Source organism: Pseudobutyrivibrio sp. (assembly GCF_017471675.1).
In the GTDB taxonomy this organism is placed as follows: Bacteria; Bacillota; Clostridia; order Lachnospirales; family Lachnospiraceae; genus Pseudobutyrivibrio.
The window spans coordinates 50,817-67,178 of sequence record NZ_JAFUSK010000037.1 but is presented as its reverse complement, the minus strand read 5'-3'; the positions used below and the strand labels follow the sequence as shown (position 1 = coordinate 67,178).

General features: G+C 38.1%; 18 protein-coding genes. 17 read left to right on the top strand and 1 reads right to left on the bottom strand.

Annotated elements, in window-relative coordinates; all coding sequences use genetic code 11:
• The 16 genes from IJ535_RS06640 to IJ535_RS06565 all read left to right on the top strand — a co-directional run.
• Positions 1 to 292 (top strand): CatA-like O-acetyltransferase (locus IJ535_RS06640; RefSeq protein WP_294300363.1); only part of this gene is annotated, 292 nt, incomplete at its 5' end.
• Between the two features lie 33 nt (positions 293 to 325).
• The gene (locus tag IJ535_RS06635) at positions 326 to 748 is read left to right on the top strand and encodes a hypothetical protein (protein ID WP_027111100.1); all 423 of its coding nucleotides are present in this window, start codon (positions 326 to 328) and stop codon (positions 746 to 748) included.
• Positions 749 to 1,043: 295 nt separating this feature from the next.
• The gene (locus IJ535_RS06630; protein WP_294300356.1) at positions 1,044 to 1,991 is read left to right on the top strand and encodes a hypothetical protein; all 948 of its coding nucleotides are present in this window, start codon (positions 1,044 to 1,046) and stop codon (positions 1,989 to 1,991) included.
• A 293-nt stretch (positions 1,992 to 2,284) separates the two neighbouring features.
• Positions 2,285 to 2,893 carry a DUF1349 domain-containing protein gene (locus tag IJ535_RS06625; protein WP_294300354.1) on the top strand — a complete coding sequence of 203 codons (609 nt, stop codon included), beginning with the start codon at positions 2,285 to 2,287 and terminating at the stop codon, positions 2,891 to 2,893.
• A gap of 14 nt (positions 2,894 to 2,907) precedes the next feature.
• Positions 2,908 to 3,630 carry a sulfite exporter TauE/SafE family protein gene (locus IJ535_RS06620; RefSeq protein WP_294300352.1) on the top strand — a complete coding sequence of 241 codons (723 nt, stop codon included), beginning with the start codon at positions 2,908 to 2,910 and terminating at the stop codon, positions 3,628 to 3,630.
• Between the two features lie 73 nt (positions 3,631 to 3,703).
• Positions 3,704 to 4,117, top strand: a complete 414-nt coding sequence (locus IJ535_RS06615) for an EamA family transporter (protein WP_294300350.1) — start codon at positions 3,704 to 3,706, stop codon at positions 4,115 to 4,117.
• A 43-nt stretch (positions 4,118 to 4,160) separates the two neighbouring features.
• Positions 4,161 to 4,406 carry a DUF1653 domain-containing protein gene (locus IJ535_RS06610; protein WP_294300347.1) on the top strand — a complete coding sequence of 82 codons (246 nt, stop codon included), beginning with the start codon at positions 4,161 to 4,163 and terminating at the stop codon, positions 4,404 to 4,406.
• Between the two features lie 58 nt (positions 4,407 to 4,464).
• Positions 4,465 to 5,454: a hypothetical protein gene (locus IJ535_RS06605; protein WP_294300345.1), complete on the top strand. Its 990-nt coding sequence runs from the start codon at positions 4,465 to 4,467 to the stop codon at positions 5,452 to 5,454.
• A gap of 109 nt (positions 5,455 to 5,563) precedes the next feature.
• Positions 5,564 to 6,496 carry a methionyl-tRNA formyltransferase gene (fmt, locus tag IJ535_RS06600; protein WP_294300343.1) on the top strand — a complete coding sequence of 311 codons (933 nt, stop codon included), beginning with the start codon at positions 5,564 to 5,566 and terminating at the stop codon, positions 6,494 to 6,496.
• 21 nt (positions 6,497 to 6,517) lie between these two features.
• Complete coding sequence (gene rsmB / locus IJ535_RS06595; protein WP_294300341.1) at positions 6,518 to 7,789, top strand: 16S rRNA (cytosine(967)-C(5))-methyltransferase RsmB; 1,272 nt, start codon at positions 6,518 to 6,520, stop codon at positions 7,787 to 7,789.
• Entirely contained in the window at positions 7,768 to 8,838 is a 1,071-nt protein-coding gene (gene rlmN, locus IJ535_RS06590) for a 23S rRNA (adenine(2503)-C(2))-methyltransferase RlmN (protein WP_294300338.1), read from the top strand. Before rsmB ends, rlmN begins: the two co-directional genes overlap by 22 nt.
• Positions 8,838 to 9,557 (top strand): Stp1/IreP family PP2C-type Ser/Thr phosphatase, encoded by a 720-nt coding sequence (locus IJ535_RS06585; RefSeq protein ID WP_294300335.1) that lies wholly within the window; start codon positions 8,838 to 8,840, stop codon positions 9,555 to 9,557. The genes rlmN and IJ535_RS06585 overlap by 1 nt, the downstream gene beginning before the upstream one ends.
• Before the next feature lie 15 nt (positions 9,558 to 9,572).
• On the top strand, positions 9,573 to 11,561 hold the full coding sequence (gene pknB / locus IJ535_RS06580; RefSeq protein ID WP_294300332.1) for a Stk1 family PASTA domain-containing Ser/Thr kinase: 1,989 nt from the start codon (positions 9,573 to 9,575) through the stop codon (positions 11,559 to 11,561).
• Positions 11,562 to 11,564: 3 nt separating this feature from the next.
• Complete coding sequence (gene rsgA, locus IJ535_RS06575; protein WP_294291724.1) at positions 11,565 to 12,452, top strand: ribosome small subunit-dependent GTPase A; 888 nt, start codon at positions 11,565 to 11,567, stop codon at positions 12,450 to 12,452.
• A gap of 5 nt (positions 12,453 to 12,457) precedes the next feature.
• Positions 12,458 to 13,111, top strand: coding sequence for a ribulose-phosphate 3-epimerase (gene rpe / locus IJ535_RS06570; protein WP_294300329.1), 654 nt, complete (start codon positions 12,458 to 12,460; stop codon positions 13,109 to 13,111).
• Complete coding sequence (locus IJ535_RS06565) at positions 13,108 to 13,770, top strand: thiamine diphosphokinase (RefSeq protein WP_294300326.1); 663 nt, start codon at positions 13,108 to 13,110, stop codon at positions 13,768 to 13,770. The genes rpe and IJ535_RS06565 overlap by 4 nt, the downstream gene beginning before the upstream one ends.
• A gap of 41 nt (positions 13,771 to 13,811) precedes the next feature.
• Here IJ535_RS06565 and IJ535_RS06560 read toward each other — a convergent pair whose 3' ends face one another.
• Entirely contained in the window at positions 13,812 to 15,026 is a 1,215-nt protein-coding gene (locus IJ535_RS06560) for an argininosuccinate synthase (protein ID WP_294300324.1), read from the bottom strand.
• Positions 15,027 to 15,304: 278 nt separating this feature from the next.
• On the opposite strand from IJ535_RS06560, the gene argC reads away from it, so the two are divergent.
• Positions 15,305 to 16,357 carry an N-acetyl-gamma-glutamyl-phosphate reductase gene (argC, locus tag IJ535_RS06555; RefSeq protein WP_294300321.1) on the top strand — a complete coding sequence of 351 codons (1,053 nt, stop codon included), beginning with the start codon at positions 15,305 to 15,307 and terminating at the stop codon, positions 16,355 to 16,357.
• Positions 16,358 to 16,362: the final 5 nt, after the last annotated feature.

Below are 16,362 nucleotides of genomic sequence, written 5' to 3'. Positions count from 1 at the left end.
TGTTGAAGAGGCAAAGAAGACAAGGGAATACGGTCTGGATATAGTGAACCATCCCAACTGGTTTGATGCGTCGTTTATATCTTGGCTTTCCTATGATTCACTTCATCTTGAACTTCCCGATGGAAATCTATATTTTGCGCCAATCATTAACTGGGGAAAATACAGAGAAGAAAACGGTAGGCTTGTCATGCCTGTGACCGTTCGTCTAAATCATGCAATCGCTGATGGCTATCTGGTTGCAAACGTATTTCGTCTCTTGGAACAAGAAATCAAGTCTTTCATGAAGCTCTAATCGCTAAATTCAAATTTAAAGAGGTGACTCATTTTGAAAAAAGGAATAAAGATTCTGTATTATATTTCAGTTGTAATAAGTGCTTTAGTGGGAGTGTGGCATTTCTTTGTCCCATGGATGTTTCAGTGGTATGACTATCTTCCAATGCAATATGAAAATCTTATAGTGGGGATTGATTATACGAACTATTGCTTTTCGTTGCTGCTGTTTGGTTTAAGCACGATGCTAATTGTGTTAGGAAAAAGAGCATTGGCAATAAATCGAGAAATTATTTATTTTTATTTCTTTCTTACGGTGGTTTGGATATTTAGGGCATGTCTTGCCAGTTTTATTGAGCCATGGCCGTTGCAGCCAATTCCAGCGGCTGCGATTGGGCAATTGATTGCTTCAGATATATTAGCTGTAATGATGATAATAGTCAGTGCGAGCTTTATTAAAGAACTTAGGAGAAAATAACAACTTCAAATTTGTCAACCTAATTGAATAAATAATGATACACATAGACGTTTTCACTTTCCGGAGAAGATTGTAATAAAGGTTTATTTAGTGTAGAGGATCTTAGGATTCTCTATTTTTTGTAAGCGGAGATTTGTCCACAGTCTGTGGACGATTTTGAGATTGATATAGTGAATCATCAACAAGCTGTTTACGAGTTGGGAGAAAGATATGATTTGTCTTGATTTTAGGCATTAAAAGTGCTATTTTTATTTTGTAACATAAATTGCGTTACAAAATAAAAAGAGGTTTGGGTATGAAAGAATTTCTAGAGAAGAGCATTGGGATGGAAGTAGATATTAAAGATGTAGACTATAATGGAAAACTTCCAATGATTTATTCTTCATTATATGATTTCAAAATTGCAAGTATGCATAATATAGAGTGGTTAATAGCAATTCCAAAGGAAAAAATCAATTTGGCTCAGTTACGAAAGAACCATAGACAAATTGAAAAGCTTTTGGATATGCGTTGTGCTTTGTATATAAAGAATACTAGCATTTACTCTAAGAATGCAATGATTGCAGATGGAATTCCTTTTATCGTAGAAGATAAGGAAATATTTCTTCCATTTTTAGGTATCCTTCTTAATTCTGCTACTGAAAGAACTATAAAACCAGTTCAAAGAATATCATTTTTAACTCAGAAAATGATTCTTACAGCAATTTATGGAAAATGGAATGAGGTTACAGTTACAAAAGCTGCAGAACAACTAGATATAACAAAAATGTCTGCCTCTAGGTGTTTCGATGAGATAGATTTTTTTGATATGCCAATTCTTGGAACCAAGGGCAAGTCACGTGTCATTAATGTACCAGATGATATAAAGGAATTGTGGAGTAGCATTGAAGTTTATATGAGGAATCCGGTGATTAATATCTTTTATATTAATGATAATCTGAAGCTTCCTGTTTTAGGCGGAATGTCAGCGCTTGCTGAATATTCAATGATATCTGATAATAAATATCCGACCTTTGTCGTGGCAAAGAAAGATATAAAAGATTTGGCACTGAAGGATAGGTTGGTTGATATAAAAAAAGACGAACCTGGCTGTATCATACAGGAGGTAGGTTACGTGGTTTCTTTTGAAAAAGGTGATGCTATTGATCCATTATCACTTTTATTATCATTGTCAGATGATGAAAAAAAAGATGAAAGAATCGAGATTTCTATAAGAGAAATGCTGGAGGAATATGTATGGTAGCAGGGCTGCTAAAATTTAATGAGTGAATCCCGTATCGGATTTGCCAGAATCTGTCAAGGAGGATATTCATCATTTCATTAATAATCTTCGAGAAGATGAATTCGACCAGAATAGTTTGAAGATGTATAAAGTTACAAATGATCAGGTGGTAAGTCGCTTGGCAAGTGTTTTCGAAGCTTAAGGCTCAATAAATACGTATTTTGGGGACAATGAAATTTATAAATTTGAGTTTGTAGGGCTCTTTAAGTACAGGAGTGCGATGACTTCAAATCTGGATACAGGGGGAAATTATAATGAAAATTGATGCAAGTTCAATGGAATGGATAAGAAAACCAAAATCTTGTCAGGTCACAAAGGATAAGGTTGAAATCATAACTGAGCCACACACTGATCTTTGGCAGAGGACCTATTATCACTTTAGAAATGATAATGCTCCTGCACTACAAATGAAAACAGAGGAGCAATTCTTTTCGTTTGTGGTGCGGACAGATTTTGATTCTAAGGTACGTTTTGATCAAAGTGGGATAATTATGTATCTGGATAGTGACAATTGGCTTAAGGCATCGGTGGAATATGAAAATGAAAAGATTCAGAGACTAGGAAGTGTGGCCACAAATAACGGCTACTCTGACTGGGCATCTACAGATATTGATCCATCGATAAAATCCATTTGGTTTCGTCTAAGCCGCAGGGAGGATGATTTTTGTGTTGAAAATTCCCTAGATGGAATAAACTTTAAGCAGATGAGGATATGTCACATGTTCAATGCTCCAATGGAGATTAGTTTTGGTATCTATGCCTGTAGCCCAGAAGATTCATCTTTTTTGGCAACATTTACAAATATGGAAATTACAGAATGTGCATGGAAGACCCATGACGGTCAGCAACCAGATTATAGTTAGGGGTGACGAAATAAATGTTTTATTGGATAATTGCCACGCTTGCTGCTTTTTATATAAAGGGATTATGTGGATTTGCAAACACACTGGTATTTACTTCAATACTGAGCTTTGGAGTGGCAAATGTAAATATATCGCCGGTGGAACTAATGTTGGGCTATCCAACTAATCTGATAATTAGCTGGAAAGAGCGAAAATCAATTGATTTAAAGATAGTGTTGCCATTGTCTTTTATGGTAATTATTGGAAGCAGCGCAGGAGCTTTTTTCTTAAAAAATACAGATATAACTATAGTAAAAATCATCTTTGGTATTCTGGTGGTGATTGTTGGTATAGAGATGTGGCTGAGAGAACTATCTGAAAAGAAATCTAAGAACTCACAGATTTTGCTTGTGATAATTGGGGTTTTATCAGGTTTTCTCTGCGGACTTTATGGCGTTGGTGCACTGCTTGGTGCCTATATTGGTAGAACAACTGAAGATTCAAAATCCTTTAAAGCTAATATTTGTACAGTATTTATTATTGAGAATACATTTAGAATTGCATTGTATATCGTTTATGGAATATTAAATTTAGATATGCTAAAGAAAGCTGTGTTGCTATCTCCATTTATGTTAGTGGGATTGATTGCAGGAATGAGTAGTGCTGACAGAATAAATGACAAGATAGTAAAGAAGATAGTAATCATACTTTTAATCGCATCAGGAATAGCACTTGTAATAGCAAATAGTGGAATATAAAGACGAGGCTTCCAGGTTAAAAGCTGATGCGAGAATCGTGAATGTTTTATCAATTAGATGAGGAGGTATAGTTATGTGGTTTTGGTTAGCTCTTGGTTCGGCAGTGTTTGCTGCATTAACATCAATACTGGCAAAAGTAGGAATTGAAGGCGTTGGCTCAAATCTTGCCACAGCTATCCGCACCATGGTTGTTGTAATAATGGCATGGGGGATGGTATTTATTACTAATCAGCAGGATGGCATAAGAACAATTAGCCCAAAGAGTTGGATTTTCCTTATATTGTCCGGTCTTGCAACGGGTGCATCATGGCTTTGCTATTACAAAGCACTGCAGATAGGAGATGCTTCCAAGGTTGTTCCGATTGATAAGCTGTCCATAATTATTACATTGGTGCTGGCATTTGTTTTCCTGCACGAGGATTTTACTGTAAAGTCAGCTATTGGTTGCATCCTGATAGGAGCAGGCACATTGTTTATGGTTCTGTAAGATATATGATAATCGAGCAAAAATTAAATATACGGAGGCGAAGATGCAAGAATTAGTTTTACATAGAGTTTATAAGCACTTTAAGGGGGATTATTACCTGGTGGAAGATATCGCAAGAGATTCTGAAACTCAAGAAGAGATGGTTGTATATCGTAAATTATATGGTGATGGTTCACTTTGGGTGAGACCAAAAGAAATGTTTTTATCGGAAGTAGACCATGAAAAGTATCCAGATGTGAAGCAAAAGTATAGATTTGAACTACAGGAAATTTTAAGTAAAAAGCATTGAGAAACTATGTCTATGCAGCTACAAGAAGGGAAAATATAGACTAATGTATAGAAAAAATATGGCTTATATATTATGTGCGGGAGTATTGCTTTTTACAGGCTGTGGGCAAACTATTAGCACTCAAGACACAAAAGCTGAAACGCAAGAATCAAATAAAGAGTTAGTTGAGTTTGAATACAATGCTTTCAGAGACGCATATTACAATCATACTTTTGATAAAATTGATTTTACAAAATTCGCTGATTCTACCAACAATCTGGATACTCGAGAAGCTGATGGAGATTTGTGGTATAGCTATAATATTTATTTTAGCTATGATGATATTTATTATTGGATACAAGCTAGTTATACCGAAAATAATCAGTTGGATGCAGTATACATTAAAAATGATATTAATGGTGATGTAGTCATACTTTATGATAATTATGTATACAAAAATGATTTGGATGAATTTGTGTCAAGAAGAGAATCGCTGGATAAGTGGCTCACTGTGAAACTTCCAGAAAAATATACAATTGGAGAATTGAATTTTAACCAAGGGATTAGTGGCGGAGCAGTTATTCTGCCGGAAGTTTATCCTATGTCACAGGAAATATACGATGTGATTAAAGAAGATATAGCAGGCTCTGAGTTAGATGCTACAACTCATTATGATGAATGGAGATGTGCAGGATTTATAGGAAGGATTTTGGCTACTAATAATGATGTAAATATTGAATTTTTAGATGGCGTTCCACAACCATATGGTTTACCTACAGGTAATCATTTCGAAAAGAGAATTCAAGATGTAATCCCATCAGAGAAAAACGATGGTTGGTATATTATGGAAGCTACATCTTTAAATGAATTTTACACATTTGCTTTAGAAGAAGAATTAAAAGATGCTGGGGTTGAGCTAAAAGAAGCTGATACCTTTTCTGAATACTGGGAATTCTATTATTTAAAAGAAGGAAATGAAAAGTATTATTATTTGGCATTAGCTAAAAAAGAATTCTCATTTGAGCAGGCGGAAGAAATAGCGAAAAATGTTACGATTATAGATAAATAAAAAATGGATGTGATCCTGTAAAAGTTGTACGAAACGCCTTAAAATGTTACACTAAAGTGTAGCCTTTTTAGGCGTTTTATTTTGCGTTAGTGAGAAAGGATTGATATAGATGAAAGTAGTTTTTATGGGCACACCTGATTTTGCGGTGGAGACACTTAAGGCAATATATGAGGCCGGCCATGAGGTAATCCTTGTGGTGAGCCAGCCAGATAAGCCAAAGGGTCGTAGCGGAAAGCTTCAGCCTACCCCTGTTAAGGAGTTTGCAGTAGAGCACGACATTCCAGTTTATCAACCAGTTAAAATCAGGGCTGAGGAGTCAGTGGAATATCTTAGCCAGTATAAGGCAGATGTTTTTGTAGTTGCAGCATTTGGACAGATTCTTCCAAAGGTGATTCTTGATATGCCACGCCTTGGCTGTGTTAATGTTCACGGATCACTTCTTCCTAAGTATCGTGGAGCTGCCCCAATTCAGTGGGCTGTTATCAACGGAGAAAAGGTTTCAGGAAATACAACAATGCTGATGGGCCCAGGCCTTGATGATGGAGATATGCTTCTTAAATCTGAGATAGAGCTTGCAGCTGATGAGACTGGTGGAAGCCTTTTTGATAAGCTGGCACTTGATGGTGGTAAGCTTGCAGTTAAGACTATCGAAGCTCTTGAAAAAGGTGAGATTACTCCAATCCCTCAGAATGAAGCAGAGGCTACTCATGTAGGCATGATTAGTAAGGACATGGGAAATATCGATTGGACAAAGCCAGCTGAGGAAATAGAGCGTCTTATTAGAGGACTTAATCCATGGCCATCTGCATTTACATTTGTAAATGGCAAACAGCTTAAGCTTTGGAAGGCTACAGTAGTAGATAAGACAGGTGAAGCAGGAACAGTCATCGATGTTAATAAAAACGTATTTACGATAGCATGTGGTGATAAAGCACTTGAGATAAATGAGCTTCAGTTAGAAGGCAAGAAGCGTATGGCTACAGGTGATTTCCTAAGAGGATATCAGCTTGAAGCAGGTACTGTTTTTTCATCTAACAGATAGAAAATAATTGTGAGGTAGTAAATGGCAGGGATTAATATCAGAGAAATATCAGCTGATACCTTGATTGAGATTTTGGAGCATGGCCAGTTTTCCCATATTTATCTTAAGGCAGTTTTAGATAAATATGGATATCTGGAAAAAAGTGAAAGAGCTTTTATCACTCGTCTTGTTAATGGCACAGTGGAACGAATGATTGAGCTTGATTACATTATTAACAGCTACTCCAAAACAAAGGTGAAAAAGATGAAACCACTTATTCGTACAATCATGCGAATGGGTGCTTTTGAAATATATTATATGGATGCAGTACCAGATTCTGCAACCTGTAATGAATATGTAAAGCTTGCTAAGAAGCGCGGCTTTGCTGGATTATCTGGGTTTGTTAATGGAGTTTTACGAAGCATTGCAAGGGATAAGGGTAATCTTAATATTACAGATTTAAGTGTTAAGTATTCAATGCCTCAGTGGATTGTAGATAAGTGGAATACTGATTATGGTATAGATAAGACTAAAGAGATTCTGAAGGGATTTTTCGAGCCTGAGGAGCTTTGCATTAGAGTTAATCTAAGCAAGATTACAAGAGAAGAGCTTATGAATAAGCTTGAAGCACAAGATATATCAGTTCGTATATGCGATAGTATTCCTAGTGCACTTTATATAGCAGGCTTTAATGTGATTACATCAATTCCAGAATTTAATGAAGGCTTATTTTACATTCAGGATTATTCATCCCAGTTGGTTCCATACAAAGCTGGTATCAAGGAAGATGATAAAGTTATTGATTTATGCGCTGCACCAGGAGGAAAGGCGCTGCATGCAGCTGAGCTTGCTTCAAAAGGCACAGTACTTGCAAGAGACCTTACTGATATTAAGGTTGCGCTAATCAATGAAAATATTCAAAGAACCGGTGCTACAAATGTTACGGCTCAGAAGTTTGATGCCACAGTATTTGACGAATCATCTGAAAACAAGTACGATGTAGTAATTGCAGATTTGCCATGTTCAGGTCTTGGCATAATCAGAAAAAAGCCTGATATTAAATACAACCAGACAAAAGAATCTTTAGATGAACTGGTTATGCTTCAGGCTAAGATACTAAAAAACGCTGCAAGGTATGTTAAGGCAGGTGGAACACTTTGCTACAGTACCTGCACAATAAACAAGGATGAAAACGAAAATCAGGTAGAAAACTTCTTAAGTTCACATAAGGAGTTTACAATTGAGACTATGGAACAGTTGTTACCTGATAAAGAACATGATGGATTTTTTATATGTGTAATGAAAAAGAACTAGTAGACATTAGGTCGCTTAATTTAATAGAACTAACAGATTATATTACAAAGGATTTAGGTGAGCCTAAATTCAGATCAAAGCAGCTTTATGAGTGGATGCATAAGCATTTGGCCCTCAACTATGATGAGATGAAAAACATTCCTAATTCTCTCAAGGACAAGCTTAAGGCTAATTGTAATTACAGACCACTTAAGCAAATCGATTTGCAGGTTTCCAAAATCGACGGTACCAGAAAATATCTTTTTGAGCTGTTTGATGGACAGATGGTAGAAAGCGTTTGGATGAGCTATAAGCATGGTAATTCTGTTTGCATCAGCTCACAGGTTGGCTGCAAAATGGGATGCAGATTCTGCGCATCAACACTTGATGGCTGGGTTAGAAATCTTACTCCAGCAGAAATGCTTGGACAGATTTATGCCATCCAAAGAGATACAGGCGAGCGCGTATCTAATGTTGTAGTTATGGGCACTGGGGAGCCAATGGATAACTATGATAATATCGTAAAATTTGTTAGACTATTATCTGATGAGAATGGACTAAACATTTCTCAGCGTAACATTACGGTTAGTACATGTGGAATCGTACCAAAGATTAAGCAGCTTGCAGATGAGGATTTAACAATCACTCTTGCTATTTCTCTTCACGCTCCTAATCAGGAGAAGAGAAAGGAGCTGATGCCAGTTGCAAACAAATACGAGATACATGAGCTGATAGAAGCCTGCGAATATTACTTCAACAAAACAGGTAGAAGAATTACCTTTGAGTATTCGCTTGTTTCAGGTGTTAATGATAGAGATGTGGATGCAGAGGAATTGGGACAGCTGATAGGTCATTTGAACTGTCATGTTAACCTTATTCCGGTTAATCCAATAAAGGAAAGGGATTTTGAGTCACCTTCTATGGACAGGGCTTATTCATTCCAAAAAAAGATTGAAAAATATGTGAATAATGCTACTATTAGAAGGGAAATGGGTCGCGATATTGACGGGGCCTGTGGACAACTGAGAAAGCGACATGCAGACATGAACGCTTCGAAAGGGACTATTTAATGATAAGCTATGAAAAGACAGATGTTGGAATTAAAAGGCATGTCAATCAGGACTGCATTTTTTCTTCCGATGAAAGAGTTGGTAAATTGCCAAATCTATATATAGTCGCAGATGGCATGGGCGGAGAGCTGGCTGGAGATTATGCTTCCGCTAAATGCGTAGAGATTATAGTAGATGAAATCAAGAATTCTACAGAGCTTGAAACTGTCAGGATTTTTGAAAGGGCGATACAGCTTGCAAATAACAGAATATATTCTGAATCCAAGACAGACCCAACTAAGGCTGGAATGGGAACTACACTGGTACTGGCTACTGTTTTTGATGGACATCTTTACGTAGCTAATGTAGGTGACAGCAGGTTGTATGTTGCTGGCAAAGACAAACTTAAGCAGATTACCAAGGATCACTCAGTGGTTGCAGAGCTGGTTCGTACTGGTGAGCTGGATGAGGCAAATGCCAAGTATGATAAACGCAAGAATATGATTACAAGAGCAATCGGTGCCGAAAGCACTATTGTTCCAGATTATTTTGATGTAGCCATTAACGGCGGTGAACACATTCTTATTTGCTCAGATGGCTTAACCAATATGGTTGATGATGATGAAATCTTTTCAGTGATTACATCTGATAATACCATTGCAAATCGTGGTAACAGGTTAATAGAACTTGCCAATGCACATGGTGGCAAGGACAATGTTTCAGTCATAATTATTGAGTAGTAAAAAGGAGAATAAATGATTACACAAGGCGTATTTATAGCAGACAGATATGAAGTAATTGATAAGGTAGGCGCTGGCGGAATGTCAGATGTTTACCGTGCTAAGGATCATATTTTAGGAAGAGAAGTTGCTATCAAGATTTTAAAGCAGGAGTTCTCTGAGGATGCAACATTTGTTGCTAAGTTTAGAACTGAGGCTCAGTCAGCAGCAGGCTTAGAGCACCCTAATATTGTTAACATCTATGATGTAGGTTCTGAGAATGGCATGTATTTCATCGTTATGGAATATGTAGAGGGTATTACCCTTAAGACCTATATCGAAAAGAAAGGACAGCTTAATTTCAAAGAAGCTATCTCAATTGCTATTCAGGTAGGACGTGGTATTGAGGCTGCTCACCAGAAGGGCATTATTCATAGAGATATTAAGCCTCAGAATATTATCATTTCTACAGAGGGTAAGGTTAAGGTTACTGATTTTGGTATTGCCAGAGCAGCAAGCTCTAACACAATACATGCTGATGTGATGGGTTCTGTTCATTATTCATCACCTGAGCAGGCTAGAAATGGTTTTGTTGATGGTAAGAGTGATATTTATTCTCTTGGTATTGTTATGTACGAAATGGTTACAGGACGTGTACCTTTTGATGGAGATAACACAGTTGCCATTGCCATTCAGCATTTGCAGGAAGAGATGGTAGCACCTAGTGCTTATGCACCAGACCTACCTATTTCATTAGAGAAGATTATCCTTAAGGCTACAATGAAGTCGCCAGACAGAAGATATCCAACTATCTCTGACATGCTTATGGATTTAAAGAAGGCTCTTGTTAGTCCTAATGAGGATTTTGTTCAGATTATGGAAGCCTCAGATCTTGGTAAGACACAGGTTATGAGCCGTATTACTCCTGAGCAGGAGGAATCTATTACTAAAAAGGCTGCCCAGGCTCTTATCTTCGATGACGAATACGATGATGATGAAGAAGAGTACTACGATGATGAGTACTATGACGACGAATATGACGATGAGTATTACGACGATGAGGATGAGGAAGATGATTCTAGAATGGATAAGATTATCACTATTTCTGGAATCGTAGCTGGTATAGCAATCGTAGTTATTCTTGTTGCTATTTTAGGTACACATTTTGATATATTTAAGTTTGGCGCTAAAAAGGTAGAAATGATTAATGTTGTTGGTACCCAGTTAGAGGAGGCTGAATCACAGCTTGCTGGTATTGGCTTGGATGAGGACAATATTTTAGTTTCTTATGAGGATACTGATGACTATGAAGACGGTGTTGTAATGAATCAGTCTACTAAAGAGGGTGATGAATTCTCTTTAAATGATACACTTAGACTTACTGTTGCAGGTGATGAATCAGCAGATAATGGTTCTGCTTCAGGTGATTCTTCAAACCAGGATTCAAAGGATAACAGTAGTTCAAGCAGTAATAGCACAAGCTCTAACAGCTCAAATAGCTCAAATAACAGCACAAGCAATAATGCAAATAGTAATACAAACAATGCTACTACACAGACACCAGCAACTGATTCAAACGCTAACACTTCTACAGATGCAGACAGCTCTAAGAAGGTAGCAGTTCCTAGTGTTGTTGGTCTTACTCAGGCAGAGGCTACAACAGTACTTGATGCAAAGAATATTGTTGTTACAAGCACTTCATCAGAGTTTTCTGATAGTGTTCCACAGGGACAGGTTATCAGCCAGTCAATTGCTCCAGGTGAGATGGTTGCAGCTAATACAACAATTACACTTGTAATCAGCAAGGGTGCAAAGGCCACTACATACAATTACACAATTGCTAATCCATTTGAAGGTGATTGCACATATTCAATTGCTGAGCTTAACAAGTCAGGTACTATTCCAAAGAGTGGTGCAATCAATATATCAGATGTTACAAAGTCACAGCTTACAGTCACACTTACACCTGTAGAAGGTGTTGAGGGAACAGCACAGACACAGACTGTACAAGGAACAGCCAATTAATCTATGACAGGAAAGATTATCAAAGGAATTGCAGGTTTCTATTATGTACATGTAATAGATTCAGGCATCTACGAATGTAAGGCAAAGGGTGCCTTCAGAAAAGATAAGATAAAACCTCTTGTAGGAGATGACGTCATTATTGATGTCATCTCTGAAGAGGAAAAAACGGGCAATGTAGTTAAGCTTTTGCCACGCAGGACTGAATTAATCAGACCTGCAGTAGCAAATGTAGATCAGGCATTGCTCATTTTTGCTACTAAGAATCCTGAACCTAATCTTAATCTTCTTGATAGATTTTTGTGTATGATGGAAGAGCAGGAGTTGCCTATTGTAATTTGCTTTAATAAAGAGGATATTGCAGATGAAGGGTTCGAGCAAAAAATGCGAGATACCTATGAAAGGGCAGGCTATAAGGTTATTTTTTCTTCTACTAAGGAAGATAAAGGTATTAATGAAATAAAACAGATATTGCAAGGTAAAACATCAACTGTAGCAGGACCATCTGGTGTAGGGAAAAGCTCTATAGTAAATATGCTAACTGAGGGCCAATCTATGGAAACGGGAGAGGTTTCCGAAAAGATTGGAAGAGGAAAGCATACCACTAGACATTCTGAGCTTTTGTATCTTGGGGAAGATACATTCATTATGGATACGCCAGGGTTTTCATCGCTGTTTGTTCCGAAGCTGGAACCAGTTGATTTATATACGCTGTTTCCGGAGTTTATTGGACCGGCGGCTAACTGTAAGTTCACAGGCTGTGCTCATGATAAGGAGCCTAAGTGTGGGGTAAAGCTTGCAGTGGAAAATGGAGAAATAGCAAAGAGCAGATATGAAAATTATCTGCAAATCTATGGGGAAATGGTAAACGAAAGGAATAACAAGTATAGGTGATTAAAATGGAAAAATGCTTAGCACCATCAATTTTATCAGCTGATTTTGGGGTATTAAAGGAACAGCTTGAGCTTATCGATGATGCTGGCGCACAGTATGTTCATTTTGATGTAATGGACGGGGTTTTTGTGCCTAGTATCAGTTATGGAATGCCAGTACTTAAAAGTATTCGCAAGTACACCGACAGGTTATTTGATGTACATCTTATGATTGTTGATCCTGAAAGATACATTAAGGATTTTGCTGAGGCAGGAGCAGATATTATCACTGTTCATGCAGAGGCCTGCAAGCATTTAGATGCTACTATTGATTTGATTAAATCATGTGGAGCCATGGCTGGCGTTGCTATTAATCCGGCTACACCAGTTTCTACTATCAAGCATGTACTTGATAAGGTAGATATGGTTCTTATTATGACAGTTAACCCGGGATTTGGTGGGCAGAAGCTAATCCCTTACACTATTGATAAGGTTCGCGAGCTTTGTGATTTGTGCAATAAGCTTGGTGTGAAAATTGATATTGAGGTTGATGGTGGTATTAACATAGACACCATTGATGATGCACTTGATGCAGGTGCCAATATCATTGTAGCAGGCTCGGCTGTATTCAAGGGCGATGTAAAAGCTAACGCCGAAGCACTATTGGAGAAAATGAGATGATAGTTTTTATAATAGCAGGAGGTAAGCTTAATCCTGAATTTGCCAAAGGATTTATAGCGGACCACTCATTTGATAAGACTTTATTTATTGCTTGCGACAGTGGTTTTGAATCATGTCAGTTGATTGGTGTCAGCCCTGATATTGTTGTTGGAGATTTTGATTCTGTTTCTGACGAAGGTTTTTCTAGTATTGAGAAGTCAGGTGCAGAAATAGTAAAGCTTAATCCTATAAAGGATGATACTGATACAGAAGCAGCGTTGCTCATAGCTTTTAAACGTACAAAAGATATAGATGAAATCTACATATTAGGTGGCACAGGCGCCCGCATTGACCACACTCTAGGAAACATCAACTTACTTGGCCTTGGCCTAAAGCACGACCGTGATGTTATCCTTGTGGACGAGCGCAACTACATCCTAATGCTTGCCCCAGGTTGGACTTTAGAACTAGAAAAGGGCAACCAATTCGGCAAATACATTTCCGTATTTCCATACGCAGGCTTCGCAGATGGCGTCACCATGAAGGGGTTCAAATATCCACTTCATCGGGCCACCTTAGGGGGCTTCAACACCCTCACAGTCAGCAACGAAATCGTAGATGACTTCGCCACCATCCACGTGGACGAGGGCTACCTAATCGTCTGTGAGTCTAGAGATTAAAAAAACACTATGTAGGTTTTATGCTACATAGTGTTTTTATTTTACTTATTTTCTTGAAGCTTAAGTGCACGTACCTTTAGTGGGAGGCCCCAGAGTGTGATGAAGCCTTCGGCGTCGTGGTGGTCGTAAAGGTCACCAGTTGTGAATGATGCAAGTGACTCTGAGTAGAGTGAGTATGGTGAAGTAGTGCCTGCTTTGATGATGTTGCCCTTGTAAAGCTTAATCTTAACTTCACCAGTAACATATTCCTGAGTTGATTTTACAAAGGCCTGGATAGCGTCACAAAGTGGTGTGAACCATTTGCCTTCGTAGCAAACCTGTGCAAGCTTTGAACCCATTTCTTTCTTTACCTCTAATGTCGCGCGGTCGAGGATAAGCTCTTCAAGCTGTTCGTGTGCTTCCATAAGAATTGTTCCACCTGGTGTCTCATATACGCCACGTGACTTCATACCAACAACACGGTTTTCTACAATATCGATAATGCCGATTCCGTTGCGGCCACCGATCACATTAAGCTCTTTGATAATATCGCTTACCTTCATTTTCTTTCCGTTTACAGATGTTGGAACACCCTTTTCAAATGTAAGTGTTACATATTCAGGTGTCTCAGGAGCCTTCTCTGGTGGAGTAGTAAGTACAAGAAGGTGATCGTAGTTCGGCTCTGTAGCAGGATCTTCAAGCTCAAGACCTTCATGGCTAATATGCCAAAGGTTTCTATCACGGCTGTATGACTGGTCTGCTGAGAATGGTAAGTCGATGCCATGAGCCTTGCAGTAGTCTATTTCTTCCTGACGAGACTGAAGGTTCCACTTGTCGCTACGCCATGCAGCAATGATTTTGATGTCTGGTGCAAGAGCCTTGATACCAAGCTCGAAACGAATCTGATCGTTACCCTTACCTGTAGCACCGTGGCAGATTGCTGTAGCACCTTCTTTTCTAGCTATTTCTACAAGCTTGGCTGCAATACCTGGACGAGCCATAGCAGTACCAAGAAGATATTTGTTCTCGTATACGGCACCTGCCTGTACGCAAGGAACAATGTAGTTATCGCAGAAATCATCAACGATATCTTCAATATAAAGCTTAGATGCACCAGAGAGCTTAGCTCTTTCCTCAAGTCCGTCTAATTCATCCCCCTGTCCACAATCAATACAGCAACAGATTACTTCATAATTGTAGTTTTCCTTTAGCCATGGAATGATAGCTGTTGTGTCAAGTCCGCCTGAATAAGCGAGTATTACTTTTTCTTGTGCCATGTTTAAATTCTCCTTAATCTATAGTGTATTAAAAATCTCCCTGTAAGCCATTTGGCTTTGTTGATTCATACTTTACTACATTAAAGTCAAAAATACAAGTGTAAATATATGCATAAATAACGTATAAAAATGAGATTTGTGAAAAATGATGTTGAAAATGTAGGAATTACGGTGTATATTTATGCATAATTAATCGATAAAAATTTACTGTAACACTTTACTTCATAAAAGTATTGTACTACAATTTACTCAGACGTTTATTAGGAGGACTTGAGGGTATGATAAAAGTAGGAATTATTGGAGCTACTGGTTATGCAGGAGCAGAGATTGTAAGAATTTTATACGGACATCCAGAAGTTAAGATTGTATGGTATGGTTCAAAATCTTATGTGGATGAACGATTTGCTTCTATATATAAGAACATGTTCACTTTGGTGGAGGATAAGTGCTTGGATGATAATATCCTAGAGCTTTCGAAGCAGGTAGATGTTATTTTTACTGCTACACCACAGGGCTTTTTGGCTGGGGTTCTTACAGAAGAGATTCTAAATAATTGTAAGGTTATCGATCTGTCTGCTGATTATCGTATCAAGGATGTATCTGTATATGAAAAATGGTATGGCATTAAGCATGCAAGTCCTCAGTTTATAGAAGAGGCTGTATATGGACTTTGTGAAATCAATAGGGATAAGGAAGCAGGAGTGCGACTTATTGCTAATCCTGGCTGCTACACCACATGTTCAATTCTTACAGCTTATCCACTTGTTAAGGCTGGTCTTATTGACCCTTCTACTCTTATTATTGATGCTAAGTCTGGTACAAGTGGTGCAGGCAGGGGGGCTAAGCTCCCTAATCTTTATTGCGAGGTTAACGAAAGCATAAAGGCATACGGAGTTACCAGCCACAGACATACACCAGAGATTGAGGAGCAGTTAGGATACGCCTGTGGTAAAGAGATTATGATTAACTTCACACCTCACTTGGTTCCTATGAATAGAGGTATTCTTGTTACAGAGTATGCCACCCTTAATAAGAAGGATGGGAAGCTTCCAACTAAGGAAGAGGTAATGAAGGCATATCATGATATGTATGATGATGAGTTTTTCGTTAGAGTTTTGGAATATGGTGAGTGCCCTGAAACAAAATGGGTTGAGGGCAGCAATTTTGTGGATGTGAGCTGCAAGATTGATGAGCGTACTGGAAGAATTGTTATGATGGGCGCCCTTGATAATCTAGTAAAAGGAGCTGCAGGACAGGCTGTTCAGAATATGAACATATTATTTGGACTTGATGAAAAAACGGGACTTGATTTTGCACCAATGTATCCCTAATTTGC

What these genes read in the sequence shown, in the direction of transcription:
- IJ535_RS06565 (WP_294300326.1), top strand. Translation starts at nt 13,108, where the DNA reads ATGATAGTTTTTATAATAGCAGGAGGTAAGCTTAATCCTGAATTTGCC.
- IJ535_RS06625 (WP_294300354.1), top strand. Translation starts at nt 2,285, where the DNA reads ATGAAAATTGATGCAAGTTCAATGGAATGGATAAGAAAACCAAAATCT.
- IJ535_RS06615 (WP_294300350.1), top strand. Translation starts at nt 3,704, where the DNA reads ATGTGGTTTTGGTTAGCTCTTGGTTCGGCAGTGTTTGCTGCATTAACA.
- rsmB (WP_294300341.1), top strand. Translation starts at nt 6,518, where the DNA reads ATGGCAGGGATTAATATCAGAGAAATATCAGCTGATACCTTGATTGAG.
- IJ535_RS06630 (WP_294300356.1), top strand. Translation starts at nt 1,044, where the DNA reads ATGAAAGAATTTCTAGAGAAGAGCATTGGGATGGAAGTAGATATTAAA.
- rsgA (WP_294291724.1), top strand. Translation starts at nt 11,565, where the DNA reads ATGACAGGAAAGATTATCAAAGGAATTGCAGGTTTCTATTATGTACAT.
- IJ535_RS06605 (WP_294300345.1), top strand. Translation starts at nt 4,465, where the DNA reads ATGGCTTATATATTATGTGCGGGAGTATTGCTTTTTACAGGCTGTGGG.
- pknB (WP_294300332.1), top strand. Translation starts at nt 9,573, where the DNA reads ATGATTACACAAGGCGTATTTATAGCAGACAGATATGAAGTAATTGAT.
- IJ535_RS06585 (WP_294300335.1), top strand. Translation starts at nt 8,838, where the DNA reads ATGATAAGCTATGAAAAGACAGATGTTGGAATTAAAAGGCATGTCAAT.
- IJ535_RS06620 (WP_294300352.1), top strand. Translation starts at nt 2,908, where the DNA reads ATGTTTTATTGGATAATTGCCACGCTTGCTGCTTTTTATATAAAGGGA.
- IJ535_RS06560 (WP_294300324.1), bottom strand. Translation starts at nt 15,026, where the DNA reads ATGGCACAAGAAAAAGTAATACTCGCTTATTCAGGCGGACTTGACACA.
- rlmN (WP_294300338.1), top strand. Translation starts at nt 7,768, where the DNA reads ATGTGTAATGAAAAAGAACTAGTAGACATTAGGTCGCTTAATTTAATA.
- argC (WP_294300321.1), top strand. Translation starts at nt 15,305, where the DNA reads ATGATAAAAGTAGGAATTATTGGAGCTACTGGTTATGCAGGAGCAGAG.
- fmt (WP_294300343.1), top strand. Translation starts at nt 5,564, where the DNA reads ATGAAAGTAGTTTTTATGGGCACACCTGATTTTGCGGTGGAGACACTT.
- rpe (WP_294300329.1), top strand. Translation starts at nt 12,458, where the DNA reads ATGGAAAAATGCTTAGCACCATCAATTTTATCAGCTGATTTTGGGGTA.
- IJ535_RS06610 (WP_294300347.1), top strand. Translation starts at nt 4,161, where the DNA reads ATGCAAGAATTAGTTTTACATAGAGTTTATAAGCACTTTAAGGGGGAT.